The organism is Tannerella forsythia (assembly GCF_003860135.1).
Classification (GTDB): Bacteria; Bacteroidota; Bacteroidia; order Bacteroidales; family Tannerellaceae; genus Tannerella; species Tannerella forsythia_A.
Genome location: NZ_RQYN01000048.1, coordinates 1 through 22,229, shown reverse-complemented (window position 1 = coordinate 22,229; position 22,229 = coordinate 1). Strand labels below are relative to the sequence as shown.

Annotated in this window: 21 protein-coding genes and 2 pseudogenes; 14 read left to right on the top strand and 9 right to left on the bottom strand. The window is 49.7% G+C overall.

The annotated features are described in order from the left end of the window. Position 1: 1 nt before the first annotated feature. From EII41_RS10965 to EII41_RS10945, 4 genes and pseudogenes are all read left to right on the top strand, one after another. Positions 2–625, top strand: coding sequence for an RnfABCDGE type electron transport complex subunit G (locus EII41_RS10965; RefSeq protein ID WP_124790607.1), 624 nt, complete (start codon positions 2–4; stop codon positions 623–625). 33 nt (positions 626–658) lie between these two features. Beyond that, complete coding sequence (locus EII41_RS10960; RefSeq protein WP_124752399.1) at positions 659–1,240, top strand: RnfABCDGE type electron transport complex subunit E; 582 nt, start codon at positions 659–661, stop codon at positions 1,238–1,240. 20 nt (positions 1,241–1,260) lie between these two features. Further along, positions 1,261–1,833, top strand: a complete 573-nt coding sequence (rsxA, locus tag EII41_RS10955) for an electron transport complex subunit RsxA (protein ID WP_124752400.1) — start codon at positions 1,261–1,263, stop codon at positions 1,831–1,833. Positions 1,834–2,183: 350 nt separating this feature from the next. Beyond that, positions 2,184–2,403: pseudogene (locus EII41_RS10945) on the top strand (flavodoxin); the annotation flags it as partial. A gap of 133 nt (positions 2,404–2,536) precedes the next feature. Here EII41_RS10945 and EII41_RS10940 read toward each other — a convergent pair. Genes EII41_RS10940 through fabD form a run of 5 tightly spaced genes read right to left on the bottom strand, consistent with a single transcriptional unit; the run spans position 2,537 to position 6,313 of the window. After that, on the bottom strand, positions 2,537–3,115 hold the full coding sequence (locus EII41_RS10940; RefSeq protein ID WP_411292602.1) for a sugar O-acetyltransferase: 579 nt from the start codon (positions 3,113–3,115) through the stop codon (positions 2,537–2,539). After that, positions 3,105–4,295 carry a class I SAM-dependent rRNA methyltransferase gene (locus tag EII41_RS10935; RefSeq protein ID WP_124790606.1) on the bottom strand — a complete coding sequence of 397 codons (1,191 nt, stop codon included), beginning with the start codon at positions 4,293–4,295 and terminating at the stop codon, positions 3,105–3,107. The genes EII41_RS10940 and EII41_RS10935 overlap by 11 nt, the downstream gene beginning before the upstream one ends. Then, positions 4,292–4,888 (bottom strand): 3'-5' exonuclease, encoded by a 597-nt coding sequence (locus tag EII41_RS10930; RefSeq protein ID WP_124752369.1) that lies wholly within the window; start codon positions 4,886–4,888, stop codon positions 4,292–4,294. Before EII41_RS10930 ends, EII41_RS10935 begins: the two co-directional genes overlap by 4 nt. Beyond that, positions 4,885–5,427, bottom strand: coding sequence for a DUF5063 domain-containing protein (locus tag EII41_RS10925; protein ID WP_124790618.1), 543 nt, complete (start codon positions 5,425–5,427; stop codon positions 4,885–4,887). Before EII41_RS10925 ends, EII41_RS10930 begins: the two co-directional genes overlap by 4 nt. Before the next feature lie 4 nt (positions 5,428–5,431). Beyond that, a complete protein-coding gene (gene fabD, locus EII41_RS10920; RefSeq protein WP_124790605.1) occupies positions 5,432–6,313 on the bottom strand; it encodes an ACP S-malonyltransferase in 882 nt (293 codons plus the stop codon). A gap of 127 nt (positions 6,314–6,440) precedes the next feature. Between fabD and EII41_RS10915 the strand changes: the two genes are divergently transcribed. The 4 genes from EII41_RS10915 to dnaB all read left to right on the top strand — a co-directional run bounded on the left by EII41_RS10915 (position 6,441) and on the right by dnaB (position 11,574). Further along, the gene (locus EII41_RS10915) at positions 6,441–6,638 is read left to right on the top strand and encodes a twin-arginine translocase TatA/TatE family subunit (protein WP_124790604.1); all 198 of its coding nucleotides are present in this window, start codon (positions 6,441–6,443) and stop codon (positions 6,636–6,638) included. 16 nt (positions 6,639–6,654) lie between these two features. Further along, positions 6,655–7,512 (top strand): twin-arginine translocase subunit TatC, encoded by an 858-nt coding sequence (tatC, locus tag EII41_RS10910; protein ID WP_124752372.1) that lies wholly within the window; start codon positions 6,655–6,657, stop codon positions 7,510–7,512. A 193-nt stretch (positions 7,513–7,705) separates the two neighbouring features. Further along, positions 7,706–9,943: a transglycosylase domain-containing protein gene (locus tag EII41_RS10905; RefSeq protein ID WP_260425561.1), complete on the top strand. Its 2,238-nt coding sequence runs from the start codon at positions 7,706–7,708 to the stop codon at positions 9,941–9,943. 95 nt (positions 9,944–10,038) lie between these two features. After that, positions 10,039–11,574, top strand: coding sequence for a replicative DNA helicase (gene dnaB / locus EII41_RS10900; RefSeq protein WP_124790602.1), 1,536 nt, complete (start codon positions 10,039–10,041; stop codon positions 11,572–11,574). A gap of 18 nt (positions 11,575–11,592) precedes the next feature. Here dnaB and EII41_RS10895 read toward each other — a convergent pair whose 3' ends face one another. Continuing rightward, positions 11,593–12,237: a DUF1080 domain-containing protein gene (locus tag EII41_RS10895; RefSeq protein ID WP_124790601.1), complete on the bottom strand. Its 645-nt coding sequence runs from the start codon at positions 12,235–12,237 to the stop codon at positions 11,593–11,595. A 39-nt stretch (positions 12,238–12,276) separates the two neighbouring features. Further along, positions 12,277–13,962, bottom strand: a complete 1,686-nt coding sequence (ettA, locus tag EII41_RS10890; RefSeq protein ID WP_124752376.1) for an energy-dependent translational throttle protein EttA — start codon at positions 13,960–13,962, stop codon at positions 12,277–12,279. A gap of 243 nt (positions 13,963–14,205) precedes the next feature. Here ettA and purH point away from each other — a divergent pair, with 243 nt between their 5' ends. The 6 genes from purH to rodA all read left to right on the top strand — a co-directional run bounded on the left by purH (position 14,206) and on the right by rodA (position 21,506). Then, positions 14,206–15,729 (top strand): bifunctional phosphoribosylaminoimidazolecarboxamide formyltransferase/IMP cyclohydrolase, encoded by a 1,524-nt coding sequence (gene purH / locus EII41_RS10885; protein WP_124790600.1) that lies wholly within the window; start codon positions 14,206–14,208, stop codon positions 15,727–15,729. 38 nt (positions 15,730–15,767) lie between these two features. After that, positions 15,768–16,787, top strand: coding sequence for a rod shape-determining protein (locus EII41_RS10880; protein WP_014226415.1), 1,020 nt, complete (start codon positions 15,768–15,770; stop codon positions 16,785–16,787). A 72-nt stretch (positions 16,788–16,859) separates the two neighbouring features. Continuing rightward, positions 16,860–17,711, top strand: a complete 852-nt coding sequence (mreC, locus tag EII41_RS10875; protein ID WP_124790599.1) for a rod shape-determining protein MreC — start codon at positions 16,860–16,862, stop codon at positions 17,709–17,711. Continuing rightward, positions 17,704–18,222, top strand: a complete 519-nt coding sequence (gene mreD, locus EII41_RS10870; protein ID WP_124752379.1) for a rod shape-determining protein MreD — start codon at positions 17,704–17,706, stop codon at positions 18,220–18,222. Before mreC ends, mreD begins: the two co-directional genes overlap by 8 nt. Further along, the gene (mrdA, locus tag EII41_RS10865) at positions 18,209–20,071 is read left to right on the top strand and encodes a penicillin-binding protein 2 (protein WP_124790617.1); all 1,863 of its coding nucleotides are present in this window, start codon (positions 18,209–18,211) and stop codon (positions 20,069–20,071) included. The genes mreD and mrdA overlap by 14 nt, the downstream gene beginning before the upstream one ends. After that, the gene (gene rodA / locus EII41_RS10860) at positions 20,061–21,506 is read left to right on the top strand and encodes a rod shape-determining protein RodA (protein ID WP_124790598.1); all 1,446 of its coding nucleotides are present in this window, start codon (positions 20,061–20,063) and stop codon (positions 21,504–21,506) included. Before mrdA ends, rodA begins: the two co-directional genes overlap by 11 nt. A 63-nt stretch (positions 21,507–21,569) precedes the next feature. On the opposite strand, the gene EII41_RS10855 is transcribed toward rodA, so the two are convergent. Next, positions 21,570–21,932 (bottom strand): hypothetical protein, encoded by a 363-nt coding sequence (locus EII41_RS10855; protein WP_124790597.1) that lies wholly within the window; start codon positions 21,930–21,932, stop codon positions 21,570–21,572. Between the two features lie 117 nt (positions 21,933–22,049). Then, positions 22,050–22,160: pseudogene (locus EII41_RS14780) on the bottom strand (IS1595 family transposase); the annotation flags it as partial. Positions 22,161–22,229 lie beyond the last annotated feature (69 nt).

Sequence of the window (22,229 nt, the reverse complement as noted above, 5' to 3'; positions counted from 1 at the left end):
CATGGAAAAGCTGAAATCAACATTCCTTACGATCGTGCTGTCGCTGACTTGTATCTGTCTTGTGGCAGGGATGGCTTTGTCGACAGCCAATAAATTTACGGAAGAAAAGATTGCCGAATCAAAAGCTGCGGCATTGCAGACGGCCATCAAAAATGTGGCGCCTGAGTTCGACAATAATCCAACGGAAGAGCAATTCAAAGTCGGACTGGCCGAGGGCGATTCGTTAGTCGTTTATCCGGCTAAGAAAGGCGGAGAGTCGGTCGGTGCCGCCATCGAAAGCTATACGAAAAACGGTTTTAGCGGGATGATTCGCATCATGGTCGGGTTTGATGCCGAGCATAAGATCGTCAATTATTCAATTCTCGAACATAACGAAACACCGGGACTGGGCTCGAAAATGGAGGAGTGGTTTCGTGCGGAGAAGAACAAGCAGAACATTATCGGTCGTGATATGAAGAGTGGCGCTCCGACAGTATCGAAAGACGGAGGCGATGTGGATGCTATTACGGCAGCAACGATCTCGTCACGTGCTTTCCTCGAAGCCGTGGCTCGTGCGTATGCGGCTTATAACGGTCATCAGGCCGATGGAACGAGTGGAGCAACATCGAAAGAGCCGGAAGAATAAATGCAGTATATTAAATATCAAATATAACGGACAATGAAATATTTGAAAATCATAAAAAACGGTATCATCGCGGAAAACCCGATATTCGTCCTGTTGTTGGGGATGTGTCCGACATTAGCAACGACGTCATCGGCTGTCAACGGTATGAGTATGGGGTTGGCAACAACCTTTGTGCTGATTTGCTCGAATGTCGTTATCTCGGCTATCAAAAAGTTAATCCCCGATGAAGTGCGTATTCCTGCTTATATTGTGGTCATCGCATCGTTCGTAACGATTTTGCAGATGTGCATGCAGGCTTTCTTGCCTGATTTGTATAAGAGTCTTGGATTATTTATTCCGCTGATTGTTGTGAACTGTATCGTGCTCGGCCGTGCGGAGGCTTTCGCTTCTAAAAACGGAATTGTTTCGTCCGGCTTCGACGGGATCGGGATCGGGCTGGGATTTACGATTGCTTTGACGTTGCTCGGAATTTGCCGTGAATTGCTTGGTACGGGGAAGGTGTTTGCCTTGTCTATCTTTCCTGAGCAATACGGAGCCTTGCTCTTCGTGCTTGCCCCCGGCGCATTTATTGCTTTGGGGTATCTGATCGCATTAGTGAACCGATTCAAAAAATAACGCATCAAATCTTACGATATATGGAATATATTCTCATTTTTATCGCAGCTATTTTTGTGAACAACGTGGTGTTGTCACAGTTCCTCGGTATCTGTCCGTTTTTGGGGGTATCTAAAAAGGTTGATACCGCTTTGGGTATGAGTATGGCCGTCACGTTCGTCATGACGATTGCGACGATTGTGACTTTTCTGATTCAGAAATATATATTAGATGCATTCGGACTTTCTTATCTGCAAACGATTGTTTTTATTCTGATTATCGCATCGTTAGTGCAGATGGTTGAAATCATTCTGAAAAAGGTATCGCCGTCGCTCTATCAGGCGCTCGGTGTATTCTTGCCACTGATTACGACGAACTGTGCCATTCTGGGTGTGGCTATCCTTGTCATCCAGAAAGAATATAACCTCGCACAGTCTATCGTATATGCCGTGGCTACGGCTATCGGCTTTGCGCTTGCCCTCGTTATTTTTGCCGGCATACGCGAACAACTCGATCGCACGAATGTACCCGCCGCCATGAAAGGAGTACCCATCGCACTGATTACGGCAGGTCTGTTGGCTATGGCCTTTATGGGCTTCTCGGGAATTGCGTGACGAATAAACTTAACATCCGCTGGGGAGGGGGAGTAGATTCGGGCGTTTCGTACCGGAACTATTTGCCCTCAATCATATGACGTTCTTCTCTCTCAGCCCAAGGGATCAATTTACTCTCCTGTAATCCGTTGGTGAGACCCCGACAACCTTTTTAAACATACGTCTGAAATGATGAGGGTATTTAGTTGCTCCTTAACAATTGATACTCTTGTATAAAAAGTAATAAAAGTATATTTTTTCTTTGTCAGAAACCCGTGAAAAATAGAACGCAAAAGATTTTCCTTAATCTTTTCCGGCATTTTCTTTAGATTCCAAGCTGTGGCTACCATGTAGGCATTAATATGTATTCCTTTATCGGCTATCCGATCTGGTGGAATGTGGCGCCAACGATTGTCCGCACATTTATCGAAAGTCATCCACTGAAAGGGAAAACGGTCATACCTTTTGCTACGTCGGGAAGCAGCGGTATAGAAAACAGTGTGCGAAATTCAGTGGCGGGACGGCCGATTGTTAAACGGTGCAACGGAACAGACGATCCGTGAATGGGTAGAAAAAGAACTGAAAAAATAACGTCGTGCCTGAGTCTCCGGCAGAAAAACACTCTAACTTGGTGACATGAGTCACCTTTTTGGTAACACGAGTTACCTTTTTGGTGACTCGTACTTACAAATATCATAGTTGCATTTGCTTTTTGAATTTACGGTCACGTCAACCGCCGGATAACACGGCAGGGATTGCCGACAGCCAACGAATCGTCAGGGATATCTTCTGTGACGACACTACCGGCTCCGATCACGCAACGGTCGCCAATCGTAACGCCGGGACAAATCACGGCACCGCCGCCAATCCAGCAGTCAGCCCCGATCGTAACGGGATAAGCATACTCCCTTCCCTCGCGCCGCAGCCGATAATCGAGCGGATGATGAGGCGTATAAATCTGCACGTTGGGAGCAATCAGCGTATGTGCGCCGATGCGGATATAAGCACCGTCGAGAAACGTACAGTTGGCATTGATAAAAACATGCTCTCCGAGAATGATGCCGTGTCCGTGATCGCAATGAAACGGAGGACAGATGACGGCCGAGGCAGGGATACCGGGAATAAGCGCTTCGAGCACGGCGCGATACCCCTCGTCGTACGTCGACATCGTACGCAGTTTCGCCAACAACTGCTTGGCATGCTTGAAACCGGCCTGCATGCCCGCGTCCGAAAAATCCGGCCATTCGCCGTTGCGCATCTTCTGGATTTCGGCATTCGTCAGTGCCAGCTCTTTACTCCACATGCAGCACTAATCCTTTCAGATACTCCCCTTCGGGATGATAGATATTGACCGGATGATCGGCCGGTTGAGTCAACTGATGCAGAATCCGCACAGAACGTCCCGATTGCGCCGCCGCACTGAACACAGCCAGCCGGAAATCGTTACGACTGACGACCTGCGAACAAGAAAAAGTAAACAGAAGACCGTTGGGACGAATCTTCTCAAACGCAAGCGCGTTGAGTTTGCGATACCCCTGCAAGGCATTGCGAAGCACGTCGCGATGCTTGGCGAATGCGGGAGGATCGAGGATAATCAGATCGTACGAGTCGCCCGCCCGGTCAAGGTAATCGAACGCGTCTTCGGCAAACGCTTCGTGACGCGAATCGTTCGGAAAGTTCAACGCCACGTTTTCTTTCGTCAGCGATATGGCTTTGGCCGAGCTGTCGACCGAATGCACGACCCGTGCGCCCCCCTGCATGGCGTATGCTGAAAATCCGCCCGTGTAACAAAACATATTCAGCACCGAGCGTTCCCGCGCATACTGTTCAACCAGCCGGCGATTCTCCCGCTGGTCGATAAAAAAGCCTGTCTTCTGCCCTTTCTCCCAGTCCACACGAAACTTCAGCCCGTTCTCGACGGCGATATGCGCTTCCGTCCGATGACCGCCGTACAGATACCCGTCCATCTGATCGAGACCGGCTTTATAAGGCAACGTCCCTTCCGACTTATAATAAATATGATGAAGAACCTCGCCGAGCACTTCACGCAGCACCTCCGCAATCTCCTTTCGTACATGGTGCATCCCTACGGAATGAGCCTGCATCACAGCCGTGTCGCCATACATATCGATCACGAGTCCGGGCAGGCGGTCACCCTCTCCGTAAACGAGGCGATACGTGTTGTTGTGGTCGCGGCCTGCCAGCCCGAGCATCCGACGCACCCGATAGGCCGTCTGTATCCGCTCCGTCCAAAACGCATGGTCGATCGTCACCGGCTTGAGCGAGAGCAAACGCACGGCGATGCTTCCGATCTGATAGTGCCCGATACCGAGAAAAGAACGCCCGGCACTATACACTTCGATCAAGTCGCCTTCACTCGGTTTCCCTTCGATATGAGCAATGGCCCCGGAAAAAATCCACGGATGGAAACGCAGCACGGATTCCTCTTTCTTCGGCTTCAGGTAGATTTTACAGTAAGTCATGATTCTTCGGATTTCAACAATTGATAGATGCGCAGACAAGCCCATGCGTCAAGCGCGGCATATTTCTGCTGGGCGTCCGTCAAAATATCGGCATCCCAGTTCGTGAGACGCGTACGTTTCGAAATTTTTTTCCCGAACAAAATCGCGTAAATTTTCTGCAAGCTCGCCTCTTCGATGCCGTACGAAGGCATGATTTTCTGCAAGTCGATAAAGCCCGCCGGCATCAGGTCTTTGACGCGCTCGCGCATCATGTGGAAGTCATCCGGCAGCGACAATCCGATTTTCGTGATCCGCTCGTTTTTCAGAAACGCGATCAGCGGTTCCGGGATGCCATCCAGATGATTAAGTCTGAAAAGATAACAGACATTCTCGGTCGAGAGTTGTATCAGCGCGACTTTGTGATGCTGATTTTTTTTGAAGCTCGGACGCGTTTCCGTATCAAATCCCACGCAGCGGCTTGCCGACAAGATACGAACAGCTTGTTCGACCTCCTCGAGACGATCAACGACGACGATGTGCCCCGGGAACGACTCCACAGGCAGCGTCGCAATTTCTTCTTTCGTAATCTTGGAAAGGTTCGGAGTATACGTCATACCGTTTCTTCTTCGGTCAGGTACATATCTTCGTTATACCGCACGGCATGAAGCGCTTTCAACGCATTGAGGAGCGATTGCCCCCAATACATCCGGAAATTCTCCGTGCAGAGCGCCAGCGACAGCCGCATCGTTTCTTCGTATCCCTGCCGGAAGAGCGAGACGAAATTGCCGAGGTCCTGATACAAGTCGGAGAGATTTTCGGAAATAAAAGCTGCAACAGGCATATCGCTGTATTGCATGTCAGACGTAAAAGTCTCCAGATAAGTGTCGTATTCGCCCAGCAACGCGGCGAGGCGCTCGCGGAGGGCATGATACGTCTCTTCCGTAACGAAGTGCGAGACTTCGGCATCGTCATCCGCCTCCGTTTCGGGCAGCAGTGTCGCTTTCAGATAAAGCAGAGGAAGCAGCTTGGTCGCCTTATCGACAAAGGCCGGCAAATCATGCCCGACGGATTCCATCCACGAGCAAAACTCGAACGCTACGGTAACGAATTCCAGCGTATTCTTGTCGTAAACCGGACTGCTTCCCCCGTCCATCGGATTATTGTTTTCCTTCGGTTGCAACGTTACCGCTTATTTTCTTGATCAATCCCTGCAACACGTTGCCCGGCCCGAGCTCGACGAAACGCGTGGCGCCGTCGGCCACCATGTTTTGCACGGTCTGGGTCCAGCGTACGGGCGAGGTAAGTTGAGCAACAAGGTTTTTACGGATCACATCCGGATCGGTTTGCGGACGGGCGTCCACATTTTGATAGACCGGACAAACAGGCTTATTGAACGCGGTCGATTCAATAGCCTCGGCCAGCTCGGCACGTGCCGGCTCCATCAGTGGCGAGTGGAATGCACCGCCTACCTTCAGCTTGAGCGCACGTTTCGCCCCGGCAGCCGTTAATTTCTCACATGCCGCATCGATACCGGCCATGCTTCCGGAGATTACGATCTGCCCCGGACAGTTATAATTGGCGCAGACCACGATTTCGTCCGTAATCTCAGCGCATATTTTTTCGGCTGTCTCGTCCGGCAGTCCGATCACGGCCGCCATCGTCGACGGCGCCAGCTCGCATGCCTTCTGCATGGCTTGCGCGCGTTTCGAAACCAGCTTCAAACCATCTTCAAACGACAACGCCTGCCCCGCTACGAGCGCCGAAAATTCACCTAAAGAATGTCCGGCCGTCATATCGGGTTGGAAGTCTGCTCCCAACGTACGGGCTAAAATGACCGAATGCAGGAAAATAGCCGGCTGAGTGACTTTTGTCTGTTTCAAATCCTCGTCCGTTCCGGCAAACATCAGGTCCGTAATACGGAATCCGAGCACGGCATTCGCCTGTTCAAAAAGCTCTTTAGCAAGATGGTTATGATCATAGAGATCTTTCCCCATTCCAACGAATTGTGCCCCCTGTCCGGGGAATACATACGCATTCATAAATCTTCTATTTTATTTTTTAGACGCCGCAAAAGTAATAAATTTAGTAAAAAGGATCGTCGAATCATTTTCAAATTGTACCTTTGCCTGGCAGACAAAACGAATTATTAACTTTATTTATTCATATATGAACCAGTTATTATTTTTGGGAAATTTAGGTACCGGTGAAATCATCATTATTGCCGTCCTCGTCTTATTGCTCTTCGGCGGGAAAAAGATTCCCGAACTGATGAAAGGGTTGGGCAAAGGCATTCGCAACTTTAAAGACGGAGTCAAAGGCATCGAAGACGATATCAATTTGAACGACACGAACACGACGAAATAAAAGCACCGAAATAAACATGTCACAGCAAAATGACGAAATGTCCTTCTGGGATCACCTGGAAGCGCTTCGATGGACTCTATTCCGCTGCATTTTAGCTCTTCTTGTTTTTACGATTGCTTCTTTCTCCATGATGCGTTATCTGTTCGATCATGTCATCATGGCTCCCTGCTACGGCGATTTTGCCACCTACCGACTGATGTGTAAAGTGACGTCGAGCGTATCGTTTCTGCCGGACTTCTGCGATCCGGCTTTTAAGGTAAACATCGTCAACATCAAACTGGCCACCCAGTTTTTTACGCACATGTCTTCCTCTTTCTGGCTGGCATTGCTTCTGACGTTTCCTTATCTGGTGTATGAGGTCTGGAAATTTATTCGCCCGGCACTCTACGAGAACGAGATGAAAAGCGTTCGCTGGGTTTTCTCGTTCGGTACCCTTATGTTTTTCATCGGATGCAGCGTAGGATATTTTATCGTATTCCCGATGACGCTCCGATTCTTGGCGACTTATGAGTTGAGTGCAGCTATCACGGAACAGGTTTCGCTCGAATCGTATATGGACAATTTCCTGATGATGATCTTCATCATGGGGATTGTTTTTGAGATGCCGTTGCTGTCGTGGCTGCTTTCGCAGATAGGTATTCTCAACCGCTCGTTCTTCCGTACCTATCGGCGTTATGCCATCGTGGGTCTGTTAGTGGCGGCGGCGTTTATTACGCCCAGTGGTGATCCGTTCACGTTGTCGCTTGTCTTCTTCCCCTTGTACGGCTTGTATGAGTTGAGCGCTTTCTTTGTAAAAAAAGCGCCGGAAGAAACGGAAGCGGAAGATGATTCGGACGAGTTGTTGTCAACCGTGTCTGCCGAAAAAGATTTATAATGTAATGATGAAGGAGAAAATCAAAGCTATCTTATCGAAAGCGATTGCCGGATACCGCAAAACCTCGGCATGGATGAGTCGCAAACTGAATCTGACGCCGAAGCGACGCGGATACCTGATCGTGACACTCTGGTCGTTGGCCGGGCTGTTTGTCTTTGCAAGCATCCTGATCTTTATAGCCATCGGCAAGGGAATGATCGGTTACGTTCCTCCCATCGAACAGTTGGAAAACCCTATCGACCGTTATGCGACACAGGTCATCTCGTCCGACGGCAAGATGCTGGGCAGCTATTCGTACGGAAAAGACAATCGCATCTATGTTAGCTATAACGATTTATCTCCCGACCTTGTCAAAGCGTTAATCGCAACGGAAGATGTGCGTTTTACGAAGCATTGCGGCATCGATGTGCGCGGTTTGTTTCGTGCTGTTGTCAAACGCGGCCTGCTGATGCAAAAAAGCGGCGGTGGAGGCAGTACGATCACACAGCAATTAGCCAAACAATTATTTTCTCCTCGTGTCGAAAATCTAAGCGAACGTTTGCTGCAAAAACCGATCGAATGGGTGATTGCCGTACGTCTGGAGCGCTATTACACGAAGGAAGAAATCATCAACATGTATCTGAACAAGTTCGATTTTCTTCACAACGCCGTAGGTATTCAGTCGGCTGCCCGTGTTTATTTCGGACAGACCCCGAAAACCTTGAAAGTAGAAGAGGCGGCGACACTCGTCGGGATGTGCAAAAATCCGTCGTATTATAATCCGGTTCGTCACAACGAACGCACGCGCAATCGCCGCAATACGGTGCTCCTTCAGATGAAGAAAGCCGGTTACCTCGATGCGGCCGCATGCGATTCGTTATGCGCTTTACCGCTCGAACTGCATTTCACGCGGATGGACCATAACGAAGGGCCGGCACGCTATTTTCGTGAATACCTCCGCCTGATGCTTACGGCTAAAAAGCCGGTACGTAGCGATTACGCGGCGTGGCAATCGCAGAAATTCTCGGACGATTCGCTGGCATGGGAAACGAACCCGTTGTATGGCTGGTGTCATAAAAACACAAAAACCAACGGCGAACCGTACAACATCTATACCGACGGACTGAAAGTCTATACGACCATCGATTCGCACATGCAGCAATATGCTGAAGAAGTCGTGGTCGAACATCTGAGCCAAACACTGCAACCGGCCTTTTTCAAGGAGAAGCAAGGACGTGAATATGCCCCCTTCTCTCAACGTGTTTCCAAAGAACAGCGGGAAGAAATGCTGACACGCGCCATGGTGCAGAGCGATCGCTACCGTATCTTAAAAAACGCCGGCAAATCCGACAACGAGATTAAAAAGAGTTTTGAAACGCCTGTCGATATGCAAGTATTCAGTTGGTCGGGAACGATCGATACCACCATGACACCGATGGACTCGATACGTTACTACAAAAGCTTCCTGCGTACGGCCTTTATGGCCATGGATCCGCGAACCGGATATGTAAAGGCCTACGTCGGCGGGATCGATTACAATTACTTCAAATACGACATGGTCTCGACCGGACGGCGTCAAATCGGATCGACCATGAAACCTTTCCTCTATTCTCTGGCTGTGATCGAAGGCGTTGATCCTTGCGATAAAATGCGCCATGTCCAACAAGTTCTCGTCGATGAAAACGGTAAAGAATGGGCTCCTAAGAATACAGGGGCTAAACATATCGGCGAAGAAGTGACCATCCAGTGGGGGCTGCAAAACTCATCGAACTGGGTAACGGCTTATCTGATGAAACAGCTCTCGCCCTATATGCTGGTACGCCTGTTGCGTTCATACGGTATGAAAGGACATATCGATCCGGTCGTTTCGATGTGTCTGGGTACACCCGATATTTCAGTCAGCGAAATGGTAAGCGGATACAGTGTTTTCCCTAATAAAGGAATTCGCGTCGAGCCGCTTTACGTGACCCGTATCGAAGATTCGTACGGCAACACGATCGCTTCGTTCTCCGCACAAGTCAACGAAGTACTGTCCGAAGAAGCCTCGTGCAAGATGATCGGGATGTTACGCAGCGTGGTAGATGGTGGTACAGGTAGTCGATTGCGCTTTCGGTATGGCGTACGTGCACCCATGGGTGGCAAAACAGGCACGACACAGAACAACTCCGACGGCTGGTTTATGGGATTTACGCCCAGCCTTGTGGCCGGATGCTGGGTAGGCGGTGAAGACCGTTCGATCCACTTCGACCGGATGAGTGAAGGGCAAGGCGCTTCGATGGCGTTACCTATTTTTGCTTTATTTATGCAGAAGGTGTATGCCGATAAAACATTGGGATATTCCGAAACGGAAAACTTTGATGTACCGTCGCAATATGCCGTATCGTGCGGTTCTTCAAAAGATAACAACAGTCGGGTAAACGAAGCAACCGGATTCGACGACTTTTTTAACTGATCGTTGTTCAAAACATCTTTATAAATTGTCTTTTTTCGGGGCTTCCGTCTGCCTAAAAACATGTACTTTTGATGCCCGAATTATCAAAACAAGACATGGCAGAAGGACAAAAGAAAAATGCGACGCGGAAGAAGCCCGCGGTCGTACAAGTTTCCGATGTGGGAAGATTACAACCGCAGGCTCGCGATCTCGAAGCGGCCATCCTCGGTGCGTTGATGCTTGAACAGGATGCATTCTTCAAAGTAAATGAGATACTTAAACCCGAAAGTTTTTATGAAAAAGCCCACGAGCTGATTTATCAGGCGATTTTAGATTTAGCCGCCCGTCAGCAACCCATCGATATGCTGACCGTTGTGGAGCAGTTGAAGAAAAACGGCGATTTGGAAACCGTCGGAGGACCGCTCTACATCTCGCGCTTAACAGAAAATATAGCCAGTACGGCACACTTAGAATATCATTCGCAGATCGTCGCACAGAAATATCTGGCACGTGAATTGATCCGCTATACCGGCCTGATTCAAGGGAAAGCCTTCGATGAGACCGTCGAAGTCAGAGAACTGATGCAAGAGGCAGAAGGCGAACTTTTCAGAATTTCACAGCAAAATATTAAGAACGAAGCGATTCAAATCAATCCGGTGATCAAGCAAGCCCGCGAGTTATTGGAGAAAGCGGCTAACCGGAAAGAAGGATTGAGCGGTTCGCCCAGCGGCTTCACATACTTAGATAAAATCACATCAGGCTGGCAAAATTCCGATTTGGTGATTATTGCAGCCCGTCCGGCGATGGGAAAGACGGCTTTTGTGCTTTCGATGGCCAAAAACATGGCGCTTAATTTCAACATTCCCGTTGCGATGTTCTCGCTTGAAATGAGTAATGTCCAGCTTGTGAACCGTCTGATCGTAAATGTATGTGAATTGTCCGGCGAAAAAATCAAAAGCGGAAGACTGGAAAAATACGAATGGGAGCAGCTCGAATATAAAATCAAAGATTTGTACGATGCCCCGATTTATGTCGACGATACTCCCAGTCTTTCCATCTTCGAGCTACGTACCAAAGCGCGACGTTTAGTTCGTGAACATAAGATCAAATGCATCTTTATCGATTACCTTCAGCTGATGAACGCCAGCGGCATGAACTTCGGTAGCCGTGAGCAGGAAGTGAGCACCATCTCCCGATCATTGAAGGCACTGGCCAAGGAACTCAATATTCCGATAATTGCCCTTTCGCAGTTGAACCGTGGGGTCGAATCGCGTCAGGGAATCGAAGGAAAACGCCCGCAGTTGGCCGACTTGCGTGAGTCGGGTGCTATCGAGCAGGATGCCGATATGGTATGCTTCATCCATCGGCCGGAATATTACAAAATCTTTGAAGACGAGAAAGGAAACGATTTGCGCGGGCTGGCCGAAATCATCGTCGCGAAACACCGTAACGGTGCCACAGGCGATGTCCGTCTGCGTTTCAAAAGTGAGTTTGCGAAATTTATGAATCTGGACGAAGATCTGGCGACAAAAGAATATGCGTCGAGCATGAACCAGCTCGATCATACGGGAGATGAAAACGAGAGGTCTCCTTTCGCACCGAATGTCGAAGACTTTCTTTCAGTGCAATCGGAGAGCCCCTATCCCTTCTGACCGGGTTGAGGCTAAGCCTCAACCGGCCGGAGTGACCTTCACGGTACGGAACTGAATCAGGCCACCTTCGCTTTGCAGACCGATGTATCCTGCTTTCACATTGCTCGTTCCGGTGTTCTGCAAGAGATCGTTAATGTACACCTTGATCGCTCCGTCTTTGACTTCAATCTTCGCCTTGTTCCATTCTCCGACAGGTTTTTCGTTCGAGTCGGCGCGTTTCTTAACGACCGGAAATTTCGGACGCTCTTCCCCTGCCGGTTGTTTATACTCTGCGAGATCAGCGCCTTCGAGCAGAATAAAGTCGCCGGCATCACCGGCATGCAACTGACATTCGATACCGTTCGGGAACGGAGTCTTCGGATCGCTAATCATCAGAAAAATGCCGCTGTTCGAAGCCTTGTCGACCCACGCCCATTCGACTTCCAACGTAAAGTCGGTATACTTCTTTTTCGTGTACATATAGCCGAACGGATTGCCCTGGATGAGGATCACACCGTCCTGCACGGAAAACACGTCTTCGGCCGGTGTATTTCCGTCAGCCACTACAAAGTTCCAGTTCGACAAGTCCTTGCCGTTGAACAGATCTTCCGTTTGTGCATGACCGCTTCCTGCCGTCATACACGCCGCCACGATGGCGGACAGCAAAAAAATTCTACGTTTCATGATACAATAAATATAAAATGGTGATGACACGACAGCAGGTCATTTGACCAGCTGCCTGTATCTGATTCGCTTCGGTTCGGTAAAGCCTACCTGCTTACGCTTATATTCTTCGTAATCCGAATAACTGCCTTCGTAAAACACGACCTCGGAGTTCCCTTCGAACGAAAGGATATGCGTGCAGATTCGATCGAGGAACCAACGGTCGTGCGAGATCACAACGGCACAGCCGGCAAAGTTCTCCAAGCCTTCTTCCAACGCGCGAAGCGTATTCACGTCGATATCGTTCGTCGGCTCGTCGAGCAGCAACACATTGGCTTCGGCTTTCAGGGCAAGGGCCAGATGCAGTCGGTTGCGTTCACCGCCCGACAGTACGCCGCACAGCTTCTCCTGATCGGCTCCGGCAAAATTGAATCGGGAAAGATAAGCTCTCGAATTGATTTCTTTTCCACCGACACGTATAAAGTCATTTCCGCCTGAGACCACCTGATACACGGATTTATTCGGATCAATATCCTTATGAGTCTGATCGACGTATCCGACTTTAACCGTTTCACCGACTTCAAACTCTCCCTTATCGATGGCCTCCTGCCCCATAATCATCTTAAAAAGAGTCGTCTTTCCGGCACCGTTCGGCCCGATAACTCCCACGATACCGTTAGGCGGCAGCATGAAGTTGAGATTATCGAACAGTAATTTATCACCGAACGCTTTGGCAACATCATGCGCTTCGATCACCTTATTCCCCAAACGAGGGCCGTTCGGAATAAATATTTCGAGCTTCGTTTCACGCTCTTTCTGGTCTTCGTTGAGTAACGATTCATAAGAGTTTAGACGCGCTTTGCCTTTTGCCTGACGGGCCTTCGGCGCCATGCGTATCCATTCCAACTCGCGTTCGAGCGTCTTCCGACGTTTGCTCGCTTGCTTCTCCTCCTGCGCCATACGTTGTGTCTTCTGATCGAGCCACGACGAGTAATTGCCTTTCCACGGAATTCCTTCGCCTCGGTCGAGTTCGAGAATCCAGCCGGCCACATGGTCGAGGAAATAACGGTCGTGCGTGATGCAAATCACCGTGCCTGCGTATTGTTGCAGGTGTTGTTCAAGCCAGTCGATCGATTCGGCGTCGAGGTGGTTCGTCGGCTCATCGAGCAAAAGCACATCGGGCTGTTGTAACAGCAGACGGCACAACGCCACACGGCGGCGCTCACCTCCTGACAGCGTATCGACCACCTGATCTTCGGGCGGACAGCGTAAGGCGTCCATCGCACGTTCGAGTTTACTATCGAGATTCCATGCGTCCATCGCATCGATCTTATCCTGAAGCTCCGCCTGACGATTCATCAGCGCCTCCATCTTATCCGGGTTTTCAAGCACCTCCGGATCTCCGAATTTCTCATTTACCTCTTCAAACTCTTTCAGCAAGTCGACCGTTTCCTGCACCCCCTCCTGTACAATTTCTTTGACGGTCTTACCGGCTTCGAGGTGCGGGTCTTGCTCCAGATAACCGACGGTATAACCGGGTGAAAAAACGACCTCGCCCAGAAAGTCTTTATCCAGCCCGGCAATAATTTTCAACAACGTCGATTTCCCGGAACCGTTCAAACCGATAATTCCGATTTTGGCTCCGTAAAAAAACGAAAGGTAAATGTTCTTCAGCACTTGTTTTTGCGGTGGGAAAATCTTGCTCACTCCCACCATCGAAAAAATAATTTTCTTGTCGTCAGCCATTTTTTTAGCAGTATTATTATATGATAGGGCAAAGATAGAAAAAGTTTCCGAATAAGATGAGAGCACACAAGTGAGATACGATAGAGATACGTTATCCTATCATTTCTTGAAGTTCAAGATAATATATATTTTGACTATTTTCTACGCTTTTTCCACCTTCATTATGGTGCTATATGAAAATAAATCAATATTTTTGTGCGACTTTTTCGAAAAACAGAAAAAAGACAGAGGCCAATTAGTAGAATGACAGACAGTAGAAAAATTAAACGAGCGTTAGTCTCGGTTTATCATAAAGACGGATTAGACGATATTTTAAAAAAGCTTCACCATGAAGGGGTCGAATTTGTATCAACGGGCGGTACGCAAGGTTTTATTGAGTCGTTAGGACTTCCTTGCGAAGCGGTAGAGACTCTGACAGGCTATCCTTCCATTCTGGGCGGACGCGTAAAGACGCTTCATCCTAAAATATTGGGAGGCATTCTGGCGCGTCGTGAACAGGAAGAAGACCGTCAACAACTTTCACAATACGAAATACCAAGTATCGACCTGGTGATCGTAGACTTGTATCCGTTCGAAGAAACGGTGGCATCGGGAGCCGATGCAGAAGCGATTATCGAAAAGATCGACATCGGCGGTATTTCGCTGATTCGCGGGGCTGCGAAGAACTTCCTAGATGTAGTCATTATTGCTTCCAAAGCACAATATAAACCGTTCATGCACCTGCTCGACGAGAAAGGAGCGCAAACGACGCTCGAAGACAGACGATGGTTTGCCAAAGAAGCCTTTGCCGTTTCATCCGCTTACGACACGGCCATCTTCCGTTACTTCGACGGAGACGAATATTCAGCGTTCCGAGGCGCTTTCGATGAGGCCAAACCGATGCGTTACGGTGAGAATCCGCATCAGAAAGGAGTATTTGTCGGAAAATTCGACGCGTTATTCGATCAGTTGCACGGCAAAGAGATTTCATATAACAATCTGTTGGACATCGATGCAGCCGTATCCCTCATCGACGAATTTGACGAACCGACTTTCGCCATCCTCAAACACACGAATGCGTGTGGCGTAGCCTCACGCCCGATCCTGCTTCAGGCATGGACGGATGCGCTGGCCGGCGATCCCGTTTCGGCTTTCGGAGGTATCCTCGTGACGAACGAAGTGATCGACCGCGAAACGGCCGAAGAGATCAACAAAATTTTCTTCGAAGTCATTATTGCGCCCGATTACATGACGGATGCACTTGACATACTGAAACAGAAAAAAAACCGCATCATTCTGCTGCGGAAACAAAAAGAACAGCGAACAGAACAATTCCGCTCGCTATTGAACGGTGTACTCATACAGGACCGTGACCTGAGCATTCAGACGGAAGCAGACCTCGAACCGCTGACCAACGGGACACCGGACGAACGGGAAAAATCAGACCTCTTGTTTGCCAACAAAATCGTGAAGCATAGCAAATCGAATGCCATCACGCTAGTTAAGAACAAGCAGCTTTGTGCCAACGGCGCGGGGCAGACTTCGCGCGTAGACGCGTTGAAACAGGCGATTGAGAAAGCGAAGCATTTCGGCTTCGACTTGCAAGGCGCCGTCATGGCTTCGGACGCCTTTTTCCCCTTCCCCGACTGCGTGGAAATTGCGGACAAAGCCGGCATCACTGCGGTAATACAACCCGGAGGATCGGTCAACGACCACCTCTCCGTTGAGTATTGCAATGCACATGAAATGAAAATGGTGAAGACCGGTGTCCGCCATTTCAAACATTAAAAATAACATTTACAAAGACATTAAAAAGATAACGAGATATGGGATTATTCTCTTTCACACAGGAAATAGCCGTCGATCTGGGAACAGCCAATACCATCATTGTTTGCGACGGTAAAATTGTAGTGGATGCGCCTTCCGTTGTCGCGCTGGACCGCCGGACCGACAAGGTGCTCGCCGTCGGTGAAACGGCACGACAGATGCACGGAAAGACGCACGAAAACATACGGACGGTTCGTCCGTTGCGCGACGGAGTGATCGCCGACTTTTACGCCGCCGAGCAGATGATCCGCGGCATGATCAAAATGATCAAGTTCAAAAACCGCTGGTTTTCTCCGCCGCTCCGCATCGTTGTATGTATTCCTTCGGGCAGTACGGAAGTGGAAATTCGCGCCGTACGCGACTCGTCCGAGCGCGCCAGCGCACGTGACGTGTATATGATTTACGAACCGATGGCCGCCGCCTTGGGTATCGGAATCGATGTGGAAGCCCCCGAAGGCAACATGATCGTCGATATAGGCGGTGGAACGACGGAAATCGCCGTGATCTCGCTGGGCGGAATCGTATCGAACAAATCGATACGCATAGCCGGCGACGACCTGACGGCCGACATTATGGAATACATGCGTCGCCAGCACAATATGAAAGTGGGAGAAAGTACAGCCGAAATGATCAAAATCAACGTCGGTTCGGTCTTGACATCGCTCGAAAACCCACCCGAAGATTTTGTGGTGCACGGTCCCAACCAGATGACCGCTCTGCCGATGGAAGTGCCGATCTCGTATCAGGAGATTGCCCACTGCCTCGACAAATCCATCTCGAAGATGGAAGCAGCCATCCTGAGCGCGTTGGAACAGACGCCCCCCGAACTGTATGCCGATATTGTGCGTAACGGTATCTATCTGGCCGGCGGAGGCGCATTGATGAGAGGACTCGACAAACGATTGACGGATAAGATCAATATTCCTTTCCATGTAGCAGACGACCCGTTGCACGCCGTGGCCAAAGGAACCGGTATCGCATTGAAAAATATAGATAAATTCAAATTCCTCATTAAATAAACACGTTCGGGAATGCCGCCTATCCGGCATACCTGAACTGCTGAGACGTACGGACGAATACTTGTTTCGACTATGCAGAAGTTGCTTGAATTCCTGATCGGAAAAAGGCATTGGATTTTATTCTTTCTACTCGAAATCGTTTCGTGTATGCTTTTGTATCATAACCATGCGTACCAGCGAAACCTGATGTTCAGCTCATCGAGTACGATGATCGGTCATATTCTGTCGGTTTCCGGCTCGGCCAAATCGTACATGGGGCTGCGCGAGGAGAATAATGCCTTGTTCGAGCAAAACGGTCAGCTGGAATTACAAGTCATGGAGCTGCAACAGGAAATCGACCTGCTGAAGGCACACGCGCTCTCGTACGACAGTTTGTTTACCGACTCGGTCGCGCTGCCTTATCATTACGTTACGGCCGAGATCGTGAACAACTGTATCGCCGGTTTATCGAACTACATCACCATCAACAAAGGATCGCGCGATGGGGTGAAACCTGACATGGGAGTTGTCTCCACGCGGGGCATCGTCGGTGTCGTTTCGACAGTAAACGAACATTTTTCGGTTGTCATCCCTTTGTTAAACCCGAAACTAAGAATCAGCAGTAAACTGCAGCGAGGAAGTTTTTATGGTTCGCTTTCATGGGACGGTCGCGACGCGCGATATGCCTATCTCGAAGAATTACCGAGGCACGCGGTGTTTGAAGAAGGGGATACCGTGGTGACAAGCGGTTATTCGGCCGTATTTCCCCCCGGTGTGATGATCGGTACGGTAGCCGAGTTTGACGAAAAGCGTGATTATACGTTCTACTCGTTAAAAGTGAAACTGGCGACTGACTTTATGACATTGAAAACCGTCCGAGTCATTCGGAACGATTCTCAACAGGAGCAGTTGGAGGTGGAAAAGGAGGCACGCAAGAATGATTAAAAACCTGTTTAGAATATCGGTAAGTTTCATTGTCTTCGTGGCATTGCAGGTGTTGGTATTGAATCATATCCATCTGTTTCATCTCGTCACGCCATTTCTGTATCTCTATATCATTCTTAAGATTCCTCTTAGTCTCACACGGGCACAAGTGCTTTGGGTGGCTTTCCTGACGGGGCTAACGATCGATATTTTTTCCAATACGCTGGGTATGCATGCTGCCGCCTGCACACTGATCGGGTTGATACGAAATCCGCTGCTTAGAGCCATGCTCGATCGCGATATTGTAGAAGACGCTTCTCCTTCCTATACTTCCATAGGAGCCGTTTCTTTCATGAAATACACGTTCGGGACAGTACTTATCCATCATCTGACGTTATTTCTGATCGAATCCGTTTCGCTGTTCGACCCACTATATCTTTCGCTACGCATTGTATCGAGTGTCGTGCTGACGTCGTTCTGCATCTTTATTGTCGAAACATTCAATCTCGGTGGGCGAAGTGGAGAATCCTAAAACGAAATACGCATACGAAATCCGCCGCTTTATCATCATTGGGGGAGTTATATTTGTGATTTTAATCTATGTCGTGCGGTTGTTCTTCCTCCAGCTTGTCAATGTGGAATACAAGGCTTCGGCCGATAACAATGCTTTCCTGAAAAAAACGCTTTACCCCGCGCGAGGGGTGATTTACGACCGGAACGACAAGTTGCTCGTCTACAATCAGCCGGCCTACGACGTGATGCTCATCATGCGCGAGATACAACCATTCGACACGCTCGACTTCTGCCGTACGGTAGGTATTACGAAAGAGATTTTCGACAAGCGCATTGCCGACATCAAGAACCGGGCGCTGAACCCGGGATATTCGTCGTACGTTCCGCAAGTATTCATGAATCAGCTTTCGACGAACGAATACGGTATCTTACAAGAGAAACTCTACAAGTTTCCGGGCTTTTACATTCAGAACCGTACCGTCAGAGAGTACACTTACCCCAACGCCGCTTTGCTGCTGGGCAACATCGGCGAGGTAAACCGTCGCGACATTCGGGCCGACGATTATTATGTACAGGGTGATTATGCGGGTCGTGCCGGAGTAGAACGTTCGTACGAGAAAGTGCTGCGAGGCGAAAAAGGGGTGGAGATCCTGCTGCGTGATGCGCACGGGCGCATCAAAGGACGTTACGAAGAAGGGCTGCACGACATGGCTCCCGTTTCGGGAAAAAACCTGAAACTGTCGATCGACATCGAGCTGCAAATCTATGCCGAGCAATTGCTGCATAACAAACTCGGGAGCATCGTCATGATCGAACCGTCTACGGGCGAAGTGCTTTGCCTGGCCACGTCGCCGAGTTACGATCCGAATCTGCTCGTCGGACGGCAACGCGGCAAGAACCATCTGCTGCTGGAAAACGATCCGCTGAAACCGCTCTTCGACCGTTCCATCATGGGAACTTATCCGCCCGGCTCGACCTTTAAGACGACGCAGGGGCTGACTTTCCTGCAAGAGGGCGTCATCACGCCGGAACGGATGTATAGTTGTGCCCGCGGATACACGTTCCGAGGCGGTAAACCGGCTTGCCACGGGCACGGATCGCCTCTGGCACTGGTGCCGGCCATCGCCACCTCGTGCAACTCGTATTTCTGCTGGGGACTGCACGACATGCTCGACAGTCGCAAACGCTACCCCACGGTGCAAGACGCCTTCGAGAAATGGAAAGGATACATGGTTTCGATGGGCTTCGGCTATCAGCTCGGTATCGATCTGCCAAGCGAACAGCGCGGTTACATCCCCAACAGTAAGGTATACGACAAGTATTACAGAGGACGCTGGAACTCAAGTACGATTATCTCCATCGCTATCGGCCAGGGAGAAATCCTGACCACCCCGTTGCAAATATGCAACCTAGCCTCGACAATTGCCAACCGCGGCTACTACATCGTGCCGCATGTGGTAAAGGAAATTGAAGATACCGCGTTGGATTCGATCTACACGAACAGGAAACAGACCTTGGTAGACACGAAACATTACGAGGTGATCGCGCAAGGCATGCGTGCCGCCGTAGTGGGAGGTACGTGCCGCGGGTTGAACATAAAGGATGTGGAGGTGTGCGGCAAAACGGGTACAGCCGAGAACCCGCACGGCAAAGATCACTCGGCCTGCATGGCGTTCGCGCCTTACCACGAACCGAAGGTGGCCATTGCCGTCTACGTTGAGAACGGAGGCTTCGGAGCTACCATCGCCGTGCCGATGGCGCGGTTGATGCTCGAGCGATATTTCTACGGCGAGGTAACGCCCGAGAGCAAAGGAATGTATGAAGACCGGATTTTAAACACTGTTATTTTACCAAGCCATGTACCATAGGAAAACAAGCGTATGGAAGTCGGTAGACTGGCTGACGATCTTACTGTATCTCTTGATGGTCGTTGCCGGATGGTTCAGCATCTGCGGGGCGAGCTATGAATATAATTCGGCAGGCTTGTTCGACCCGGCCGGACGTCCCGGATCGCAGCTCATCTGGATGGGGACGGCGCTGGCGGTGATCTTCGTCATTCTGATGCTCGACAAAGATTTCTTCGAGACTTTCTCCTATCCGATCTACGGGGCTGTCTTTCTGCTTCTGGTCGCCACGATCTTTCTGGCGCCCGACATCAAAGGTTCGCGCTCGTGGCTAGTGCTCGGGCCGTTGCGCATTCAGCCGGCCGAATTTGCCAAGTTCGCCACGGCGCTGGCCGTGGCCAAGCTGATGAACTCGTACAATTTCAACCTTTTCACGTTCCGCAATTTCTCACTTGTCCTGCTGCTTATTCTGGCGCCGATGGCGTGCGTCGTGATGCAGAAAGAGACGGGCACGGCGCTCGTCTTTCTGGCCTTCGGGCTAATGCTCTACCGCGAAGGCATGTCGGGGTATATTTTGCTGGCCAGTGTCTGCGCGGTGACGTTCTTCGTCATCGTCATGAAATATAATGACATGATGCTGGGCATAACGCCCGTGGGCGAGTTGATTGTCGCGAGCCTGACACTTGTCATCACACTTTTTCTGGTGCTGTATCTGCGCCGCGACAGGCTGGCGGTACGTATCATGCTGTATGTGCTAGGCGCGGCGTTGGCCGGCGGACTGCTCGTATCGCTCTACCAGCCCATCAATTTCGTATGGGTCATTGTCGGAGTCATCGGGGTTATCGTACTGATGCTGATTTTCCTTTCGCTCAAAAATCTGGCATGGTCATACGCGCTGATCGCACTGTTTGCCGTGGCCTCGATCGGTTTTATGCTCTCGGTCGATTACGTATTCAACGATATGCTCGAGCCTCACCAGCAACAGCGCATCCGCGTATCGCTCGGGTTGGAAGACGATCCGGGCGGGGCGGGCTACAACGTGAACCAGTCGAAAATTGCCATCGGCTCGGGCGGATTGCTGGGTAAAGGATTCCTGAACGGCACGCAGACGAAGCTGAAATACGTGCCGGAACAAGATACCGATTTTATCTTCTGTACGGTGGGCGAAGAGTTCGGGTTTGTCGGTTCCATCTGTGTGTTGTTTCTTTTCGGGGCGATGATCATCCGGCTGGTAAGCCTGGCCGAACGACAAGACACAAGGTTCGGCCGCGTCTACGGCTATTGTGTGGCTTCCGTCTTTTTCTTCCATTTAGTCATTAACATCGGCATGGTACTCGGCCTGACGCCCGTAATCGGCATCCCGCTACCGTTCTTCAGTTACGGAGGTTCGTCGCTTTGGGGGTTCACCATACTCCTTTTTATCTTCCTGCGCATCGACGCCGCGCGACGCGAAGGATAAGTCCCCGAACGAGCGGGACTCCCTTCTTACCCGGCACTTCCGCCACGTGATATTCTCGGCTTCCTACCGCCGCAACACATCGGGACGGATTTCTTCGATCGGATAAATCATTCCCACACGCTTGTACTGACCCTCCAAATTCATAGCGACTTCTCCGTTCAGGCTGCGAACGTCCTCATACATTACTCCTCCCGAACGACCGTAATTTAACCCTATGTAAAACTGTCCCTCGCACGTGAACAGCTCGATCGAAACCCTTGCATCGCGACCACTAAGATCCTTATACTTTCCATTCTCCGCATCGGTCATGATTTTACCCATCCACGGATAAGCCTTGCTCCATACGCTTTCATACACTTTCTCGTCTCTACTGCACGAAGCAGCCAACAGACAGAGTACGAATAACATCATTCCTACTTTTTTCATGATATACCTCTTTTTATGAATGAATAATGATGGAAAGATAAGGAATATATCCCACACTCAGCTCTTTTTTATACATTATATAATCCCAGATTCCGCGATAGAAAAAATCTCAAATAATTATCCGTATTTATACCTAAACTCATTTTTATAGGTTACGCAAGCTACGAGCAATCTTCCAAAGAGAGCTTCTCCCCCATATTTGCGATTAAACTTGTAACAGAAGGTATTGTTAAATATATATAGCTATTTCATTGTTTAGTTTTAGAAAAAGTAATTTTAGGGATTTTTCTATCATAT